The following is a 17,728-nucleotide window of genomic DNA, read 5'->3' on the forward strand; positions in this document are numbered from 1 at the left end:
ATGGCGGGCAAATCTTCCATCGTGCGGCTGCCGCCCGACGTCAAAAGCTACATCCACAAACTGCTGCGTGAAGACCGCATGACCCTCGACGCCATGTTGGCCGACATCCAGCAGCGCTTCCCCAACGAGAAAGCCCCCAGCCGCAGCGCGCTCGGTCGGTTCAAACTCGGTTTCGACGAGCTCACTGAGAAGGCTCGTCAGCAGCGCGAAATGGCCGAAGCCTTCGTCGGCGCATTCGGCGAAGACGCCAGCGACAAAACCGGCGTCCTGTTGGTCGAAGCCATCTCAACCCTGACTTACCAGGCGGCCATGGGCGCCCATGAAAAAGACGAAGTGACTGTCGCCGAAGTCTCCGCGCTGGCCCGCGCTGCCAAAGCCACCATGGAAGCCCGCACACTCAGCGTCAAAGAGCGCCAGACCATCGAGAAAGCCGCCCGTGAACGGCTATTGCAAGAACAAGCCGCCGAACTGGACAACGCCGTCAAAAGCCAGGGCATGACCGAGGACCAGGCACTGTTCTGGCGGCAAAAATTTCTCGGCGTCCGAACAGGATGAAGCCGTCGGCCAGCACACTTCGCGTCGTCGAATGGGACGACCTGCCGCCCAGCGTCCGGCAGATCCCCGCCGACTACAACCCCATCGGCGACGGTGTGCTGATGGCGCATCAAGCCGAATGGCTTGGCATTCAAGCGCAAATAAAACTCTGCGAAAAAGGTCGCCGCACCGGTGTGACCTTCGCAGAGGCGCTGGACTCCGTCATCACCGCCGCCAGCCAGAAAATGGCGGGTGGCATGGACTGCTTTTACATCGGCGACACCAAAGAAAAGGGCCTGGAATTCATCGGCTACTGCGCCAAGTTCAGCCGCGTCATGGCCCAGGCCCAAGCATCCGGTGTCAGCGACATCGAAGAGTTTCTGTTCGAAGACCAAGACCCGGCTGGCAACACCCGGCAGATCAACGCCTACCGAATCCGCTACGCCTCAGGCTTCAAAATCGTTGCGCTCTCCAGCAACCCGGCAGGCATCCGTGGCCTGCAGGGCAAAGTCATCATCGACGAAGCCGCCTTTCACCGCGACGTCTCTGCCGTGCTCGATGCCGCCACCGCCTTGCTCATCTGGGGCGGTCGCATCGTCATCATCAGCACCCACAACGGCAAGGGCAACGCCTTCAACCAGATGGTCAACGACATCCGCGACCAGCGCTACGGCGACAGTGCCCGCGTCTACAAGGCCACCTTCGACGACGCTGTCGCCAACGGCCTCTACGAACGCGTCTGCATGATGTCTGGCGAACCTGCGACCGCCGAAGGCAAGGAGCTGGTACAAGAAAATCCGCAATGCCTACGGCCCGCGCAAAGCACAGATGCGCGAAGAGCTCGACGCCATACCCCGCGACGGCAACGGCGTCTGCATCCCTGGCGTCTGGATCGACGACGCCATGGTCCCCGGTTGCACCGTGCTCCGTCTGGCGCTTGATGATGACTTCACCCAACAGCCTGTCTACCGTCGCGAGGCGTATGTGGATGACTGGATCGACCGCTACCTGACGCCGCTGATCCCGGTGCTCGATCCGCAACTGCGTCACTTCCTGGGCATGGACTACGCCCGGCATCGCGACTTCTCCATCATCTGCCCCATGAGCGTCGATCAGGCCCGTCACCGCGACGTGCCCTTTGTGGTGGAAATGCACAAAGTCCCGACCCGTCAGCAACAACAGGTCCTGTTCTACCTGCTGCGTCACCTGCCGCACTTCATCGGCGCCGCGCTCGACGCTTCAGGCAACGGTGAAACCCTGGCAGAAGACACTGCGGACACCTTTGGGCGTAACCGCATTCACCAGGTCAAAATCAGCCGCAGCTGGTATGGCGCCTGGATGCCCAAGTTCGTGCAGTTGTTCGAAGACGCCAGCCTCACCATTCCCCGTGACGACTCCTTGCACCAGGACATCCGCGCCATCGAACAGGTCGACGGCATCCCCATGATCATCAAGGCCCGCTCCCAAGACCTCAAAGACCCGGAACTGTATCGACACGGTGACTTCGCGGGCGCCGGTGTGCTCGCCCACTTCGCAACGCTTGAGGTCAACGCCGCGCCCATCAACGTCAAATCCCGTCGCCCGCGCAGCGGTCGGCGCATCACCCAGGGGTACGCATGAACCACCGAGGCCTGTGGGTCAGCCCCACACAGTTTTTGAGCTTCGCCGAGGCCAAGCGCGATCCGGCGTTGACCCGCCATGTCGCCACCCGTGCCCGGTTCGACGGCGGCAGCTTGGGCGGTCTGAACCTGCCCAACCCGGACCCCATCCTCAAGGCCCAAGGCAAAGACATCACCGTCTATCGCGATCTGCGCAGCGCTGCGCGCGTGGGGGGCAACATCCGCCGCCGCAAAGCGGCCGTCCTCAGCCTGGAGCGCGACCTGAAACGCGGGCAAGCGCCGATCAAGGTCGAGCGCTTCATCCGCGACTGGCTAGCGGATCTGGACCTTGATCGCATCCTGCGCGAGCTGCTCGATGCGCCGCTGTTCGGCTACCAGCCCATCGAACTCATGTGGCAACCCTTGGGCCTGCACCAGGTGCCAAACGACCTATTGGGCAAACCTGCGGAATGGTTTTTCTACGATCAGCACAACGCGCTGCGCTTTCGCGCCCACGAGGCCGGGCCAGACGGTGAACTCTGCGACACCCAACGCTTCATCGTCGCCCGACAGGACGCCACCTACGCCAACCCCTACGGCTTCCCGGACCTGAGCATGTGTTTCTGGCCCACCGTGTTCATGAAAGGCGGGCTCAAATTCTGGGTCCAGTTCACCGAAAAATACGGCAGCCCATGGGTTATCGGCAAACACCCTCGTGGCGCCACGGACGCCGAGACCGACCTGCTGCTCGACAGCCTTGAAGCCATGGTCCAGGACGCCGTCGCCGCCATACCTGACGACGCCAGCGTGCAGATCGTCGAAGCCGCAGGCAAAGCCAACAGCGCTACGGTCTACCGCGAGCTGCTGGAGTACTGCCGCAGCGAAATCAACGTCGCCATGCTGGGCCAGGACCAGACCACAGAAAAAGACAGCAACCGCGCCAGCGCCACCGTGGGTGCCGAAGTCACCAAAGACATCCGCGACAGCGACGCTGGCATCGTCGCTCAAGGCCTTAATACCATCATCCGCAAAATCGTCGACCTCAACTTCGGGCAGCACGTCAGCGCGCCCGTCTATGAGCTGTGGGAACAAAAAGAGATCGACAAACTGCAGGCCGATCGCGACAAGAGCCTGTCCGATGCAGGCGTGCAGTTCAGTGCGCAATACTGGACCCGTACTTACAATCTGCAACCCGGAGACCTGATCGAAAAGCCTCTGGCGCATGCGGCAAACTTTGCCGAGCCATCATCGTTGCCGTCCGATCAGCACGCGCTTTATCAGTGCATCGCTCACTTGCCTTCCGAGCCGTTGCAAGGGCACGTTCAAACGACGCTCGCACCCGTGCTCGACGCATTGAAAAGGGGCGACACCGAAGCCCAGTTGTTACAGCAATTGGCAGAGCTACAACCGGAGCTCAACGACCAGGCACTGCAAAGCACACTGACGCGTCTCATGTTCATGGCCGACCTGTGGGGCCGACTCAACGCCAGCGCGGACCGTGAGGACTGATACCCATGACGACTGCTCGCCCGAGCCCCGCAGACCTGGCCGCCATGTTCGACCTGACACCCGAACGCGCCGTGCAATACCTCGAAGGCAAAGGCTACGCCATTACCTGGGACTGGCGGCAAATGCTCGACCACGCCCACGATCAAGCCTTCACCGTGGCCAAGGCCATGCGCCTGGACCTGCTCTCCGACATTCGCGCGGCACTGGAAACCGCCTTGCAGTCCGGCCAAACCCTCAAGCAATTCACCGCCAACCTGCAACCCGTCCTCCAGGCACAAGGCTGGTGGGGTAAGCCAATCATCGTCGATAGCCAAGGCGAAGCCGAACAGGTCCAGCTCGGCAGCCCCCAGCGCCTGAAAACCATCTACCAGACCAACCTGCAAAGCGCGTACATGGCCGGGCGTAAAGCGGCCATGGAAGACACCAGCGACACCCACCGTACTGGATGTACACCGGCATTCAGGACGGTAAAACCCGCACCAGCCATAGCGCCCTGATCGGCAAAGTCTTCCGCCACGACGACCCCATCTGGTCTGCCATCTTTCCGCCCAACGGCTTCAACTGCCGATGCCGGATCACCGCACTCACAGAAGCCGCCGTCAAACGTCGTGGCCTCACCGTCGATTCAAGTGAGGGTCGCAGTTACACCGACATCGTGGAATTAGGACCGGATAAGCGCACCGGGGAAATTCGCAGAGCCACCGTTACCGTCCTTCGTACCACCGATGCTGCAGGCCGACCGGTGCTGTTCCGCACCGACCCCGGCTTCAACCACGCACCCGGCCGCAGAACCGCGCAGGGCGCGAACCCGACCGCATCCACCTGACGAGTCCCCCCATGATCACCCTCGAACTCGACCAAGCACTCCAGGACGCCTTGCGCCACATCGAATGGGCCGTCGGCGACTTGTCGCCACTCATGCGCGGCATCGCCGCCGAACTGCACAGCCAAACCGAAGAAAACTTCTCGGAAGAAGGGCGTCCAGGCTGGACCGGCCTGTCCGACGCCACCCGCGAACGCCGCACCAAAAACGGCAACTGGCCGGGCAAAATCCTGCAAGTCAGCGCCGCCGGCCTTGCCGCCTCCATCACCACCCGAGCCACCGACAGCAGCGCCCTGGTCGGCAGCAACAAACCCTACGCCGCCATGATGCAATTCGGCGGCGACCAATCAGACTTCCCGCACCTGTGGGGCGACATCCCGGCCAGACCCTACCTGCCCATGAATGCAGACGGCCAACTACAGCCCGAAGCGCACGAGACCATCCTTGAGCTTGCAATGCTCCACCTGCAACGCGCTGCACGATGACGGAAGGAGCGCAGTTATCCCGCCCTTGATTCTGGGCGAAGCCCGTAGGAGCAAGCTTGCTCGCGATCTGCCGCGCAGCGGCAGCAGAACCATCCACCTCCGCCATGGCTGATCTGACGCTTTCAACATATTCAGCGCCCGCTTGCTCAGGTTGCGAACGCCTCTACGACCTTCCTAGGCATCGCGTTACGACCAAGGGCCATCGTTACTCAGTCTGGTCTAGAAAAAACGTTCTAAAGCCTTTATAAAGCCTATGCCATTCCAATTTATAAGGAGATTCAAATGCCCGCAGAAGGTTTTCGTTCTGATTGGTATACCGTAGGCAAACACCGAGTACTACTTGAGGCGCGGGCGAGCTTCCCCGATGACGATCACCGTTTAATCGCTACGGTTGCTGCAAAGCTGATCGACCATCACAGCGAGCATGCAAGGCTTGTCAGGGTTTTCTATGACGATAAGGCGTGCATCTACAGCATTGAAGTCGCCACTACGGCCGCTGTTGATCAGTCTTTGGAAGGTCAGATAACTGAAGTCATCCAGTCGATCTACGGTACTGGCAATTACTATTGTTCGGTTGAAATCATTCCTAAAGGGGATGAGCAATCGGATCATTACCATCATATGGAACACCTGAGTGTAGGGGCTGGAGTCGCAACAGACCGTTGGGCCAAGCCGGTTTAAATCTGCACGAGGCGGCACGACCGCCGCCTCATCTAGGTGATATTTGCACGACTGCCGACTAGTAAGTGGCGTTCGCTGATGCGTCACCACGCGGCACTCTTTAAACCCGATTAAAAGCCCCAACTTCTTCCAACTATCACCCTGTGCGCACCCCATCCCAATAGCGCACAGCCATGAAACCACTGCACATCTTCAAGCCCGGCCGTCACCAGCCCATGAGCGGTGGCAGCCTGAATTTCACCGAACGCGACCTTATCGCCACCGCCAACGCCTACAACCCAGCGCTGCACGAAGCTCCACTGGTCATCGGCCATCCCCAATACGACGCACCCGCGGCGGGTTGGGTGAAGTCCCTGACCGGAACCGCCGAAGGCCTAATCGCCGAACCTCAGCAGATCGACCCGTCCTTCGCCGAGCAAATCGGCAAGGCCAGCTTCAAGAAAATCTCCGCCTCGTTCTACCACCCGGACGCCGCCAACAACCCGGGTGCCCGGCGTCTACTACCTGCGTCACGTGGGCTTTCTGGGCGCGATGCCGCCTTCGGTCAAGGGCCTGCGTCCCGTCGAACTGGCTGAACAGGAAGAAGGCGTCGTCGAGTTCGCTGACTTCGGCGAACACACCAGTGCCAGCCTATGGCGCAAGTTCCGCGAATTCCTCATCGCCCGCTTCGGCACCGAAACGGCTGACAGCGTCGCGCCTTCCTGGCAGATCGAAACCCTCGCCGAAGCCAGTCCCGCGTTCGCTGAGCCGCCGCCCCCTGCGCAGGAACAGCATCAAACGCTGATCGCGGAAAACCAGCGTCTGCAAAATGTAATCAAGCAACGGGAAGCCGCCGACAAAGAAACCGAGCGAAACACCCGCCACACCGACCACACCGCATTCGCCGAGCAACTGGTGAAGGACGGCATGAAGCCCGTTCATTGCGCCGCCGTCATCGCTGCCTTGGACTTCGCAGAAGCACCGGATACCCCCATAGAGTTCGGCGAAGGGGAAGACCGTCAGGCGTTAAGCGAAGGCCTCAAAGCCATCTTCAACGAACTGACCGGCGCAGTGAGCTTTACCGAGCAAGCCAGCAAAGACCGCGTCGGCCAAACCCCCAATACCCCCGCAAACCCGTTACTCGCTGACGCTGAATCCCGTACTCACTGACAGGAGGCCCCATGGCCACACACGCACTTCCCAAAGACATGGGCGACTTGCTGCTGATCGAGGTCGCTCCCGGCTGGACCAAAGACATCGTGATGCTGCGGGCAGGTACCGACTACGCGCTGGGCATCGTACTGGCCCGGCTGGACGGCAAATACCAACCCGTCAGCCCAGCCGCTGAGGACGACAGCGCCATTGCCTGCGCCGTGACCGCCGAACGTGTGGACGCAAAAGGCGGTGATCAACTCGGCACTGTCATCGCCCGTGGCGCGGTGCTCGATGCCAGCGAGTTGATCTGGCCCCAAACAATCACGCCCGAACAAAAAGACCTCGCCCTTGGCCAGCTCAACAGCCTGGGCATCGTCGCTCGCGCCACACTCTGACAGGACCGCCACTTATGAATCTCGAAGACCTGTTCACCGTCGCCAGCCTCACCGCCGCGACCAACAAATTGCCAACGATCCCCGGCAAAGTCGGGGCCATGGGACTGTTCGATGAGAAAGGCGTCAACAGCACCAGCGTCGTGATCGATGAACACGAAGGTCGCCTGGTCCTGGTGCCCAACACCTCGCGCAACGCCGATGCCAGTGCACTCAAAGGCGGTAAACGCAAACGCCGCACCTTTGAAACGCTCCATCTGCCGCTGCAACGGCCATTGCTGCCCAGCCAGTTGCAGGGCATCGCGGCCTTCGGTCAGGAGGGTGCAGCGGCACCCGCGGCCACCGTCATTAACGACCACCTGCAGGAGCTGAAAAACAGCACCGAGGCGACACGAGAATTTCAGAGGGTCGGTGCGTTGCGCGGCAAGCTACTGGACGCCGATGGTGCGGTGCTGTGCGACCTGTTCGAAGAATTCAAAGTCCCGCAAAAGAAGCTTAACGTCGTCCTCAGCAAGCCTGAAACCAACGTGCGCAAGGCGTGCCTCGACGCCAAGCGCTACGCCGAGTCCAAACTCGGCGGCGTCATGGTCACCGGCTTCCGTTCGCTGTGCGGCCCCGACTGGTTTGACGCCTTCATCGAGCACGAAAAAGTCAAAGCCGCTTTCGCCAACTACCAGGAGGCGCAAGACCGACTCGGCGGAGACGTGCGTTCCGGCTTCGTCTACGGCGGCATCGAATTCATCGAATACGACGTCACCGTCAGCGGTCAACGCTTCATCCCGGCCGACATCGCCCAGGTATTTCCTGTGGCCAAAGGCGTGTTCCGCATGTTCAACGCTCCGGCCAACTACAACGAAACCGTCAACACCCTGGGCCTGCCGTTCTACAGCAAGGCCGAGCCGCGCAAGATGGGCAAAGGCTGGGACATCGAAGTGCAGGCCAACCCGCTGGCCCTGTGTCTGTACCCCGAGGCCCTGGTCGAGTTGAAGGCGGGTTGAGCATGCGCTATTGCAGCCGTGCCGACATTGGCAGCGCCATGCCAGAGCGCACCTTGATCCAGCTGTCCAGCGATGACCCGGCCGCCATCTTCCCGGACGAAGCGGTTATCGAGGACGCCGTGCGCCAGGCCGAAGAACTGGTCGATGGCTACCTGCGGGGCCGCTACAGCTTGCCACTGAATCCGGTGCCGACTGTGCTGCGGGATGCCGCTGTCCACCTGGCACGTCACTGGCTCTATCAACGCCGTCCGGAAGGCGCGTTGCCAGAAGCCGTCAAGGACAGCCGCAAAGACACCCTCAAGCTGCTGGAAAGCATTCGCGATGGCGTCGTTACCTTCGGCATGCCTGACGGTGCAGCGCCACCTGAGCCGGGGGAGATCCGCGTGCGGTCACGGCGGCAACAGTTCGGTGATGCGCTGTGGAAGGGCTATCCATGACGCCCGGCAGCACTCAAACCCAACAGCTGCTCAACGCGCTCACCGCTCGCCTGCGAGACGCCCTCGGCAATGAGCTCGGCGTCGAGCTGTTCCCCGAGCAACCCGACACGTACCGGCTCAACCACGCCGTCGGTGCGGTGCTGGTGGCCTACGGCAAATCCACGTTCAGCGCGCCGGAGGCGACCGACGCGGTTTTTCAGGCGCGTCACCTGGTGTTCCGGCTCACCGTTGTGGTGCGCCAGCTCAATGGCAACGATGGCGCCGTGGGCTATCTCGACCGCATCCGCGAATGCCTTAGCGGTTGGTATCCGCCCCATTGCGACAGCGCCTGCCGACCGCTCCACGAACACTTCATCGGGCAGGCCCTCGGCCTCTGGCAGTACTGCCTGGACATCGGCGTGCGCGCCACTCAATTGCAAGCCATGACCCCAGCCCATGGTGCGCTTCTCACACGCTCTGACTTCGAAGGTCAACCATGAACACCCAACGCTACCTTTATACCGGTCCTCGCAGCGGCGCGTCACTGCTCGTCGGACCTAAAAACGAACTGCTAGACGTGCAACTGGTGCCCGACCAACCGGTGGAACTGCCCGCCGAACACGACTTCACCCGCGTGCTGCTGGCGCTCAAGCACTTGAGCCCGGAGCCCGCTGCCATGCCTACCGAACCCCCCACTTCGCCAGCCGACAAAAAGGAACCCAAAACCCATGCCCGCTAACTACCTGCACGGCATCGAAACCACCGAAATTGAACGTGGCCCGCGCGCTATCAAAGTGGTCAAATCCGCCGTCATCGCTTTGGTCGGGACCGCGCCCACCGGCCCGGTGAACGAACTGACGCTCTCACTCAACGACAGGGACGGCGCCCGGTTCGGCCCGGAACTGCCAGGCTTCAGCATCCCCGAAGCCTTGGACGGCATCTACAACTTCGGCGCGGGCACCGTGCTGGTCGTCAACGTCCTCGATCCGAAGGTCCATCGCAGCGACGTGAAAGGCCATGAGCAACCGTTCGCCAACAACGACCTGCTGCAGCTCAAGCACGGCGCCTTACAGGCGCTGGACATCAAGAATGGCGAAGACACCTACAAGCGCGACGTGGACTACAGCGTCGACCTGCTCAAAGGCCTGATTAAACGCTTGGCCACCGGCAGCATTCCGGCAGGCGCCAAGGTCAAGATCGATTACACCCATGCCGATCCGGCGAAGGTCACCCCGGCAGACATCATTGGCGCCCTGAATGGAGCGGGTCATCGCACCGGCCTCAAAGCGTTCCAGGACAGCTACAACCTCTTGGGTTTCTTCCCGAAAATCTTCATCGCACCGGGCTTCAGCACCCTGAATGCCGTGAGCGTCGAACTGATCAGCGCCGCCACGCAAATGGGCGCCGTGGCCTACATCGATGCGCCGATCGGCACCACGGTGCAACAGGTCATTGCCGGTCGAGGCCCGGCAGGCGCGTTGAACTTCAACACCAGCAGCGACCGGGTGCGGCTGTGTTACCCCCACGTCAAAGTCTACGACGCGGCCAGCAACGGCGAGCGCCTGCAACCGCTGTCCATCCGGGCAGCAGGTCTGCGTGCGAAGGTCGATCAAGACAAAGGCTACTGGTGGAGCAGCTCCAACCAGGAACTGGAGGGCGTCATTGGTCTGGAGCGTCCCCTCAGTGCCCGAATCGACGACCCCAACAGCGAGGTCAACCTGCTCAACGAAAATGGCATCACTACCGTCTTCAACTCCTTCGGCACCGGTCTGCGCCTGTGGGGCAACCGCACAGCCGCCTGGCCAACCGTGACCCACATGCGAAACTTCGAAAACGTGCGGCGCACCAAAGACGTCATCGACGAATCCATCCGCTACAGCTCACTGCAATTCGTCGACATGCCGGTCACCAACGCCCTGATCGACAGCATCACCGAGAGCGTCAACCAGTTCCTGCGCAAACTCATCGGCGACCAGGCCCTGCTTGGCGGCGAATGCTGGTACGACCCGGCGCGCAACCCGCAAACCGAACTGGAACAAGGCCACGTGCTGTTCAACTACAAACTCACCGTGCCGCTGCCGTTCGAGCGGGGCACCTTCGAAACCGAAATCACCGGGGAATACCTGGTCACACTGGGGGCCGCATAAATGGCAGGCTTTAGCGCACACCGCATCTCCAATGCCAACGTCTACCTCGACGGCAACAGCTTCTTCGGCCAATGCGAAGAGATTGACCTGGGCACCGTCAAAACCGTCATGAGCGACTTTCAGGGCCTGGGCATGGTCGGCCTGATCGAATTGCCCGACGGCATCGACAAACTTGAAGGCAAGATCGTCTGGAACAGCCTCTACTACGAAGCCGCCAAGCGCCTGGCCACGCCATTCAAGAGCGTCCAGTTGCAATGCCGGTCCAACGTGCAGGTGTTCAACAACGGCGGTCTGGTCGATGAGGTGCCGCTTGTGACCCTCATGACCATCACCTTCAAGGAATACGCGCTGGGCAGCTACAAACCCCGAGACCCGAGCAAGTTCGAATCACCATTCTCGGCGACCTACGTGCGGCAACAGCTGAATGGGCAAGAGGTGTTGTTGCTGGACTACTTGGCCAACATCTTCCGCGTGGGCGGGCAGGATCAGTTGGCCAAGTATCGGCAGAATATCGGGCAGGCGTGATGGGTCGTGTTGTGCCCCGGACCATTCAAGTCAGGGGCACGACACGCTCTTTAACTTCAATTAAAAGCCCGTCCGTATGCGCGTTCTCATACTCATCTCACTTCAAGCACATTCACTTCAGTCATCAAAAAGGATCTCGACATGTCCGACACCCTAGCTTTCACCCTCAAATTCCCGATCCAGACCGCAACCGGCGAAACCCTCAGCCGTCTGCCCATCAAACGCCTGAAACGCAAAGACATCAGCGCCGCCCAATCGGGCACCAAAGACGAAGCCATGATGGAAGACCTGCTGATCGCCAAGCTTTTGGGCATCACGCTGGAAGATTTGGGCGAGTTCGATATTGCCGACTCCAAGTCAGCCACCGAGGTGTTGCGGGAAATGGCCAACGGACAGGACCTCGCTGCACTGCTGGGACGAAGCGCTGCTGCTGGTGCTGAGAATGCAACCGTCTGAAATCGCGGAGTTGGAGATGGAGGACTATGTGCGCTGGGTGGAGGTCTGCGAGCGGGAAATCAACCGTCGTCTCGAACTCGCCGAACGATCAGGTTGCTGATCGAAGCGATCAAACCAACCACCACGCCCGCCAAACCTGCGCCTGCGGCGGCAAGAGGAGCCAGTACAAGTGCGACGGGGACGCCAAGGATTCCGAACGCCAATACGGCACCCCACACCGGAAGGTGCGACAGGCATAGCCAAGCGAACCAAATCGCACCAATGCCGATGGCCAATAGATAGAGGATCTGAGCGGTGCGCAAAGCAATTTTTTCAAACATGCCCACTCCTTTGGGTTAACCACTATGACAACGCCTGTAAGGACGCGACAACAGCATCAGAGAAATTCCCGGGTAAGCGTTTGGACTTAATCACGATCAATTTTTCGACGAACTCGATTAATCCAAAGGATTAAATTGTGGCCGACAACCGCCACCAACCCAACAACACTTCCCACGATCAGTAGTGCCCCCTTTATCAGGGGTGCGAGCAGGTAACAGAGTAAAAAAACAACCAGCATGATCAATGAGAAGGCAAAGATGTCCTCCCCGAGCGGAAAGTTCTTTGCACACCAGTAAGCGAGCCAACCCCCTCCAATGCAGATCGTGCCGAAAACCAGAATGTACATTACCGCTGTAGCCACTCGCTCAAACATGCCCGCTCCTTGGGGTTGTAGGTGGAGTTCCAATGAGGGGCTAATTGTGCATGAACCAATTGTTTCAAATCCGCGAAGAGCGTAACAAAACATGGCAAATGAACTGCTGATAGGGCTCACCATCGGTGCCACGGTAGCGGCTAGCTTTCATGCAGCCTTGGGTATCGCAAGATCAAACGTGACGCGACTGGAACGTGCCACAGAAGGTTTGATCGCCAAGCAGACATTGATGGGCAGCCGCCTTTCAGAAGCATTGGCTCAAGGAGGCAGTGGCGTTGAGCGCCTTCGTGGCCAGTACGACCGCGTGGGGCACAGCGTGGACCAACTCAAGCGCAAACAGGTGTTGCTCAATGCCAGCATCATTCACGGTGCGCGCGCTCAACGTCTCCGGCAACTACAGGGCGTTGAAGGTTCAGGCGCAATTCGGACGGGCGCGGTGCTTGGCATCCCCTTGGCACAAGCATTTCGCAGTGCGGTGGACTTTCGCGACCAGACGCGTGATATCTCCATCACCGCAGCCCTGACACCTGCGCAAGAGCTCCACTTAGGTGGTGTATTGCGAGATGCGGCGTTGAGCGGGAATCAGCCCCATGCCGAGGTCGCCAAAGGCACGGCTGTATTGGCAGAGAGCGGAATCAGTGATCCGAAGGAGCTGGCAGGATGGGCGCCGGTAATGGCCAAGGCTGCGACCGCCACACGGCAGGATATCGACACCGTCAGTCAAACGCTCTTGGGGTTGAAAAAGGGTTTCGGGGTCGACGCCTTGGGCGCCGAACGTGCTATCAGCATGCTAATAGCCTCCTCAAAAAGTGGGGATTTCAAACTTCCCTCAATGAAGGCTTGGCTGCCCGTCCTCGGTCAGTCTTTGTCCACGATGGGTATTTCCGGCGAACGTGCCGTGGCTGAAACGGGCGCCGCTTTGCAGATCGCTCGACGGGGTGCCAGCAGTGATGACGAGGCAGGCACCAACTTCCAGAGTTTCCTGTCTGCGCTCGCAGACCCCGGCACGCTCAAACAATTCGAACGCGCGGGGATAGATCTCAAAAGCAGCATGCAGGACCTGATAGGTACAGGGTTATCGCCAGCGCAAAGCATGGTGCAACTTCTGACGCTGCATCTGGGTACCCACGCGCCAGAAGCCGCCGAGCAGTATCGGCAGGCGCTGGGGATCAACGATGAGCAGGCCCGCGATAGTGCCTTGGCACGCCTGGACGAAACCTACAAGTTGGGCGAGCTGTTTGCCGATCAGAAAGCATTGGGGTTTGTGCGCCCCGCCTTGGCGTATGGACAGGACTTGGGCGCGCTACAACGTGGCAACGTTGACGCGGCCAATGCTGGCGTGCTGGACCAGGATTGGAACAAGCGCATGGGCAGCCCCAAGGAACAATTCAGCGTTTTGAGGAACAGTTTGACTGATCTTGGGATATCGGTGGGTGATGCGCTTCTGCCTGTAGCAATCAAACTGACTCAAACTTTGATTCCGTTAGTTCAGACAGTCTCGGAATGGTCTGCTGCAAATCCAACAGTCGTAGCTGGAATTATTGGAATTGCGACGGGTTTTATCTTTTGGACAGGCGCATGTGCTCTATTGCTTCCGCTTTTTAACGCATTGGGCGGAGCCTTTTCGGTGATTGGGGCTCAATGGACATACCTAAAAGCCATGTGGCAAATGGGCAAGTTCACGCCCTTCATCAGCGGCCTGACCCGCGCCGGCAGTGCGGCCCTGGCACTAGGCAGGACGTTAGGTGGCGGCCTGCTCATCGGCATCAAAGTCGCAGCCCAAGCCATCCTTTGGCTCGGTCGTGCGCTGTTGATGAACCCTATCGGCCTGATCATCACCGCCATCGCGGGCGCTGCCTACCTCATCTACCGCAATTGGGAACCGCTGAAGGCGTTCTTCCTCGGCCTCTGGGATGAAATCAAAACCGGTTTCAGCGGCGGCTTGGGTGGCATCGCGCAGACGATCCTAAACTTCTCGCCGCTGGGCCTTTTCTACCGGGCATTCGCAGGGCTCATGAGCTACTTCGGTATCGAGCTGCCGAGCAAATTTACCGAGTTCGGCGGCATGCTCATCGCGGGGTTGGTGGACGGCATCAGCAACGCGTTGCTCAGTGCCAGGGAAACGGTCGTCGGGGTCGGTACGTCGATCAAAAGCTGGTTCACGGAAACCCTCGGCATCCAGTCGCCCAGTCGCGTATTCATCGGCTACGGCACCAACATCAGCGAGGGCGCTGCCCTTGGCATTGATGCGGGCACCGGCCAGGTTCATCAGGCCGCGCTGAACATGGCGCGGCAAACCGCCGTGCCGTTGCAGCCGCTTAACCCGATGGCGGTTTCGCAGGCCAGCGTGATGGGTGGCGCAGCGCCTGCCGGTGGCGCCATGGTCGTCAATTACTCCCCCCAGATCAGCCTCACCGGTGGCGAGGCACAGGCGCAGATCGGCCAGGCGCTGCAGGCCGGTTACGCCGACTTCGTGCGCTTCATGGAACGCTTTCAACATGACCAACGTCGACGCAGTTACGGAGCCATAGACTGATGTTTGCCATCTTGGGCGACATAGAATTCACCGTGGCCGGCGGTATCTCCGGCATGGAATGGCGCAGCAGCGCCGACTGGGCCGAGCATGCGCGCATACGCGGCAAGCCGCTGCTGGAGTGGGTCGGCGAAGGGTTGGACGAATACAACCTGACCATCGAACTGCATCCATTGCTCGGCGATCCGCAGGTGCGTCTGCATGCGCTGCGCCAGGCGAAAAGCAGCCATCAACCGTTGGCGCTGGTGATGGGCAGTGGTGAGTATCTGGGGCCGTACGTCGTGACCGACCTCAGCCAGGCGACACGCCGCGCCACGGCCAATGGGCACACCCAGGCAGCTACGCTGCAAGTCAGCCTGCGCGAATACACCGGGGCCTTCACCCGCAAGGTCAACCGCCCCGGTGTGATCGACCCGTCCAGCAGTAGCACGGCCCAACAAAAGGACGGCTCGCCCAGTCTCATCTCCAGGCTCACACCGTCACCCAGCACCACACAACAGGTGTTGGGCCACGCGAAGACCGCCACCAATGTCCTCAAGGCCGGGCAAAACGTCTATGACGCTGTGAAGAGCGGCAACCCATCGATGATTCTCGGCCAGGTCCCGCAGTTGCTCGGCGTCACGGCACGCGCCATCGAGCCGCTGCAAGGATTCAAAGCGTTCGCCGGGTTGCTTGAGGACGGCGCAGACCTGTCGCGTCTCGGCGACGACGTACTGGGCAATGTCCTGGGCGCTCGCGGCAGCCTCAACCCGGTTGACCTCGGCAACATCGTCGACCGCTTCACCGCCTCCCATGAATCCCTGACCCAAGCGATGGGCAAGCTCGACAGCGCAGGGCCACGCCTTGCGGGGCTTGCCGCTCAAGTGCTGACTCGGAGAGCCTGATGCTAATGACCCACATCACCCTTGAGGGCCAGCGCTGGGACCAGTTGGCCTGGCACTATTACGCAGACCCGCACCGGTATTTGCCCATCGTTCAAGCCAACCCACACGTGCCGCTCACAGCCGAGCTGCCCGCAGGCCTGGTCCTCGCCATTCCCGCGCTCGACACCTTGCCCACCTCAGAGGACCTGCCGCCATGGATGCGCTGACCCCGACCTCCGTGCCCGAGGCCCGCTTCGTGTTGAGCTATCAACAGAGCAACATCACCCACAGCATCAGCCAGTACCTGCTGTCGCTAAGCTATTCGGACTACCTCAGCGGCCAGGCTGACAGTCTGGAAGTGGAGTTGGAAGACACGGCCGGGCAATGGCGCGACGCCTGGTATCCAGGCCACGGCGACAGCCTGACGCTTTCGTTGGGCTGGGAAGGCCAGGCGCTGCGGACCTTGGGGCGATTCGAGATCGACGAAATTGAACTGAACTCGCCGCCCTCGACCGTCAGCATTCGTGCCTTGGGTGCGGGCATTCGCAGCAGCCTGCGCACCACCGAACACCGCGCCTACGAAGACATGACCCTCGACGGCATCGCCCGACAAATCGCCGCCCGCCAGGGACTGCAAATGATCGGCAGCATTGAGCCGATCAAACTGACCCGTCAGACCCAGCAGGACTCGGACCTGGCGTTTCTGCGCAACCTCGCTGAGGAATACGACTACGCCTTCAAGGTCATTGGTGATCGGCTGGTCTTTCACGCCATCAGCGAACTGGCCAGCGCCGCGCCGGTCGCTCGTATGGCAGTCTCTGAGCTGGCCAACCTGCGCGTACGCGACACCCTGGCGCCGCGTTCGGTCAACGTCAAACACAAAGACCCGAACAAGAAAAAGCTCACCGCCTACAAAGTCGAAAACGGCGAAACCGTTGCCGTCCCCAGCAGCGCCACCCAGACCACCAGCACCGGCAACAGCAAAACCCAGCGCAAAAAAGTCATCTCCGAAGCCATGGCCAAAGCGAAAGCCAAAGCCGCCATGGCCAAGGCCAGCCGCGAACGCACCACTGGCGGCTGGACCAGCATCGGGCGGCCCAATCTGGTCAGCGGCAACGTCGTCACCTTGCAGGGCGCGGGCAAGCTGGCGGGCGACTACCTCATCACCCAGGCCCAGCACCGCATCACCCGCAGCGGCGGCTACACCGTTGACCAGCAACTGTGCCGCGTCTCATCACCCGCCGCGACGGTCAAACCCGACCTGGCCCTGTCCACCTACGGCATCGAACGCGAGGTCATCGCCTGATGAGCATCGAACTGGAATACGGCGAAGTCAGCGCCATCGACCACCCCAATGGCCGCATCCGCGTACGCCTGGACGAGCGCGACGGGCTGGAGTCCTATTGGCTTCAAGTGCCCCAGCGCAACACACAAGGCACACAACGACGACCGTTGATGCCTGAACTGGGGGAACAAGTCGCGATCCTGCTGGATGAGCATGGCGTTGGCGGGGTTTGCCTCGGTGGGGTGTACTCCAGCGCAGAACCGCCTCCCGTGGTGGATCAGGACACAGACTTCGTCAGATACAGCGACGGCACGACCGTCACCTACGATCGAGCGGCGGGTGTGATGACACTGGAGTGCGTGGGGGATGTGCTAGTCAAATGCGCACGGGGTGTGAGTATTGAGGCGGGAGCGCCCGTGGTGATCAAGGCGCCCGAGGTGACGCTGGATGCCGCGCAGGTCACCGTGAACGGCAACTTGCAGGTGAGCGGGGACGTCAATTCGGCAGGGACGGTGATGGATGTGGCGGGGAATTCGAATCATCACTCGCACCCTTAGGCGCAGTTTTGAATTTTGCGGTTCCATGGCCCTGGTGCTGCTTCAAAGGTTCTTCAGCGTTCCTGAGCACATCCCCAGTGACGGGATCAACGACCTTC

Annotated in this window: 25 protein-coding genes; 23 read left to right on the forward strand and 2 right to left on the reverse strand. The window is 60.7% G+C overall.

Translation table 11 applies throughout. From position 1 onward, the window contains the following. From GVN17_RS06995 to GVN17_RS07065, 18 genes are all read left to right on the forward strand, one after another. The gene (locus GVN17_RS06995; protein ID WP_166594503.1) at window positions 1-555 is read left to right on the forward strand and encodes a phage protein Gp27 family protein; all 555 of its coding nucleotides are present in this window, start codon (window positions 1-3) and stop codon (window positions 553-555) included. After that, the gene (locus GVN17_RS29595) at window positions 552-1,475 is read left to right on the forward strand and encodes a hypothetical protein (protein WP_256665117.1); all 924 of its coding nucleotides are present in this window, start codon (window positions 552-554) and stop codon (window positions 1,473-1,475) included. Before GVN17_RS06995 ends, GVN17_RS29595 begins: the two co-directional genes overlap by 4 nt. Next, a complete protein-coding gene (locus GVN17_RS29600; protein ID WP_256665118.1) occupies window positions 1,456-2,154 on the forward strand; it encodes a hypothetical protein in 699 nt (232 codons plus the stop codon). Before GVN17_RS29595 ends, GVN17_RS29600 begins: the two co-directional genes overlap by 20 nt. Beyond that, window positions 2,151-3,641: a DUF935 domain-containing protein gene (locus tag GVN17_RS07005; RefSeq protein WP_166594504.1), complete on the forward strand. Its 1,491-nt coding sequence runs from the start codon at window positions 2,151-2,153 to the stop codon at window positions 3,639-3,641. The genes GVN17_RS29600 and GVN17_RS07005 overlap by 4 nt, the downstream gene beginning before the upstream one ends. A gap of 5 nt (window positions 3,642-3,646) precedes the next feature. Continuing rightward, entirely contained in the window at window positions 3,647-4,138 is a 492-nt protein-coding gene (locus GVN17_RS29605) for a hypothetical protein (RefSeq protein WP_256665119.1), read from the forward strand. Next, window positions 4,087-4,467 carry a phage minor head protein gene (locus GVN17_RS29610; protein ID WP_256665120.1) on the forward strand — a complete coding sequence of 127 codons (381 nt, stop codon included), beginning with the start codon at window positions 4,087-4,089 and terminating at the stop codon, window positions 4,465-4,467. The genes GVN17_RS29605 and GVN17_RS29610 overlap by 52 nt, the downstream gene beginning before the upstream one ends. Before the next feature lie 11 nt (window positions 4,468-4,478). Then, window positions 4,479-4,949 (forward strand): phage virion morphogenesis protein, encoded by a 471-nt coding sequence (locus tag GVN17_RS07015; RefSeq protein WP_166594505.1) that lies wholly within the window; start codon window positions 4,479-4,481, stop codon window positions 4,947-4,949. A gap of 282 nt (window positions 4,950-5,231) precedes the next feature. After that, complete coding sequence (locus GVN17_RS07020; protein WP_166594506.1) at window positions 5,232-5,630, forward strand: hypothetical protein; 399 nt, start codon at window positions 5,232-5,234, stop codon at window positions 5,628-5,630. Window positions 5,631-5,803: 173 nt separating this feature from the next. Beyond that, window positions 5,804-6,205: a hypothetical protein gene (locus tag GVN17_RS29615; RefSeq protein WP_256665121.1), complete on the forward strand. Its 402-nt coding sequence runs from the start codon at window positions 5,804-5,806 to the stop codon at window positions 6,203-6,205. Continuing rightward, window positions 6,117-6,779 carry a hypothetical protein gene (locus GVN17_RS07025; RefSeq protein ID WP_256665122.1) on the forward strand — a complete coding sequence of 221 codons (663 nt, stop codon included), beginning with the start codon at window positions 6,117-6,119 and terminating at the stop codon, window positions 6,777-6,779. The genes GVN17_RS29615 and GVN17_RS07025 overlap by 89 nt, the downstream gene beginning before the upstream one ends. Before the next feature lie 11 nt (window positions 6,780-6,790). Beyond that, window positions 6,791-7,159, forward strand: coding sequence for a head decoration protein (locus GVN17_RS07030; RefSeq protein WP_166594507.1), 369 nt, complete (start codon window positions 6,791-6,793; stop codon window positions 7,157-7,159). 14 nt (window positions 7,160-7,173) lie between these two features. Further along, a complete protein-coding gene (locus GVN17_RS07035) occupies window positions 7,174-8,154 on the forward strand; it encodes a major capsid protein (RefSeq protein ID WP_166594508.1) in 981 nt (326 codons plus the stop codon). 2 nt (window positions 8,155-8,156) lie between these two features. Continuing rightward, window positions 8,157-8,591, forward strand: coding sequence for a gp436 family protein (locus GVN17_RS07040; RefSeq protein WP_166594509.1), 435 nt, complete (start codon window positions 8,157-8,159; stop codon window positions 8,589-8,591). Beyond that, window positions 8,588-9,070 (forward strand): Gp37 family protein, encoded by a 483-nt coding sequence (locus GVN17_RS07045; RefSeq protein WP_166594510.1) that lies wholly within the window; start codon window positions 8,588-8,590, stop codon window positions 9,068-9,070. Before GVN17_RS07040 ends, GVN17_RS07045 begins: the two co-directional genes overlap by 4 nt. After that, window positions 9,067-9,309: a hypothetical protein gene (locus GVN17_RS07050; RefSeq protein WP_166594511.1), complete on the forward strand. Its 243-nt coding sequence runs from the start codon at window positions 9,067-9,069 to the stop codon at window positions 9,307-9,309. The genes GVN17_RS07045 and GVN17_RS07050 overlap by 4 nt, the downstream gene beginning before the upstream one ends. Beyond that, window positions 9,299-10,717: a phage tail sheath subtilisin-like domain-containing protein gene (locus GVN17_RS07055; RefSeq protein ID WP_166594512.1), complete on the forward strand. Its 1,419-nt coding sequence runs from the start codon at window positions 9,299-9,301 to the stop codon at window positions 10,715-10,717. The genes GVN17_RS07050 and GVN17_RS07055 overlap by 11 nt, the downstream gene beginning before the upstream one ends. After that, complete coding sequence (locus GVN17_RS07060; protein WP_166594513.1) at window positions 10,718-11,242, forward strand: phage major tail tube protein; 525 nt, start codon at window positions 10,718-10,720, stop codon at window positions 11,240-11,242. Window positions 11,243-11,383: 141 nt separating this feature from the next. Then, a complete protein-coding gene (locus GVN17_RS07065) occupies window positions 11,384-11,698 on the forward strand; it encodes a phage tail assembly protein (protein WP_166594514.1) in 315 nt (104 codons plus the stop codon). 59 nt (window positions 11,699-11,757) lie between these two features. On the opposite strand, the gene GVN17_RS07070 is transcribed toward GVN17_RS07065, so the two are convergent. Together GVN17_RS07070 and GVN17_RS07075 are read right to left on the reverse strand one after the other, a co-directional pair. Beyond that, complete coding sequence (locus GVN17_RS07070; RefSeq protein ID WP_166594515.1) at window positions 11,758-12,018, reverse strand: hypothetical protein; 261 nt, start codon at window positions 12,016-12,018, stop codon at window positions 11,758-11,760. A gap of 86 nt (window positions 12,019-12,104) precedes the next feature. Further along, complete coding sequence (locus GVN17_RS07075; RefSeq protein WP_166594516.1) at window positions 12,105-12,392, reverse strand: hypothetical protein; 288 nt, start codon at window positions 12,390-12,392, stop codon at window positions 12,105-12,107. A gap of 91 nt (window positions 12,393-12,483) precedes the next feature. Here GVN17_RS07075 and GVN17_RS07080 point away from each other — a divergent pair, with 91 nt between their 5' ends. Genes GVN17_RS07080 through GVN17_RS07100 form a run of 5 tightly spaced genes read left to right on the forward strand, consistent with a single transcriptional unit; the run spans window position 12,484 to window position 17,630 of the window. Next, window positions 12,484-14,928, forward strand: a complete 2,445-nt coding sequence (locus GVN17_RS07080; protein WP_166594517.1) for a phage tail tape measure protein — start codon at window positions 12,484-12,486, stop codon at window positions 14,926-14,928. Beyond that, window positions 14,928-15,809, forward strand: coding sequence for a phage tail protein (locus GVN17_RS07085; RefSeq protein WP_166594518.1), 882 nt, complete (start codon window positions 14,928-14,930; stop codon window positions 15,807-15,809). Before GVN17_RS07080 ends, GVN17_RS07085 begins: the two co-directional genes overlap by 1 nt. Then, a complete protein-coding gene (locus GVN17_RS07090) occupies window positions 15,809-16,015 on the forward strand; it encodes a tail protein X (RefSeq protein WP_166594519.1) in 207 nt (68 codons plus the stop codon). Before GVN17_RS07085 ends, GVN17_RS07090 begins: the two co-directional genes overlap by 1 nt. Continuing rightward, on the forward strand, window positions 16,003-17,094 hold the full coding sequence (locus GVN17_RS07095) for a phage late control D family protein (protein WP_166594520.1): 1,092 nt from the start codon (window positions 16,003-16,005) through the stop codon (window positions 17,092-17,094). Before GVN17_RS07090 ends, GVN17_RS07095 begins: the two co-directional genes overlap by 13 nt. Then, window positions 17,094-17,630 (forward strand): phage baseplate assembly protein V, encoded by a 537-nt coding sequence (locus GVN17_RS07100; RefSeq protein WP_166594521.1) that lies wholly within the window; start codon window positions 17,094-17,096, stop codon window positions 17,628-17,630. Before GVN17_RS07095 ends, GVN17_RS07100 begins: the two co-directional genes overlap by 1 nt. Window positions 17,631-17,728 lie beyond the last annotated feature (98 nt).

The organism is Pseudomonas sp. SLFW (assembly GCF_009905615.1).
Classification (GTDB): Bacteria; Pseudomonadota; Gammaproteobacteria; order Pseudomonadales; family Pseudomonadaceae; genus Aquipseudomonas; species Aquipseudomonas bambusae.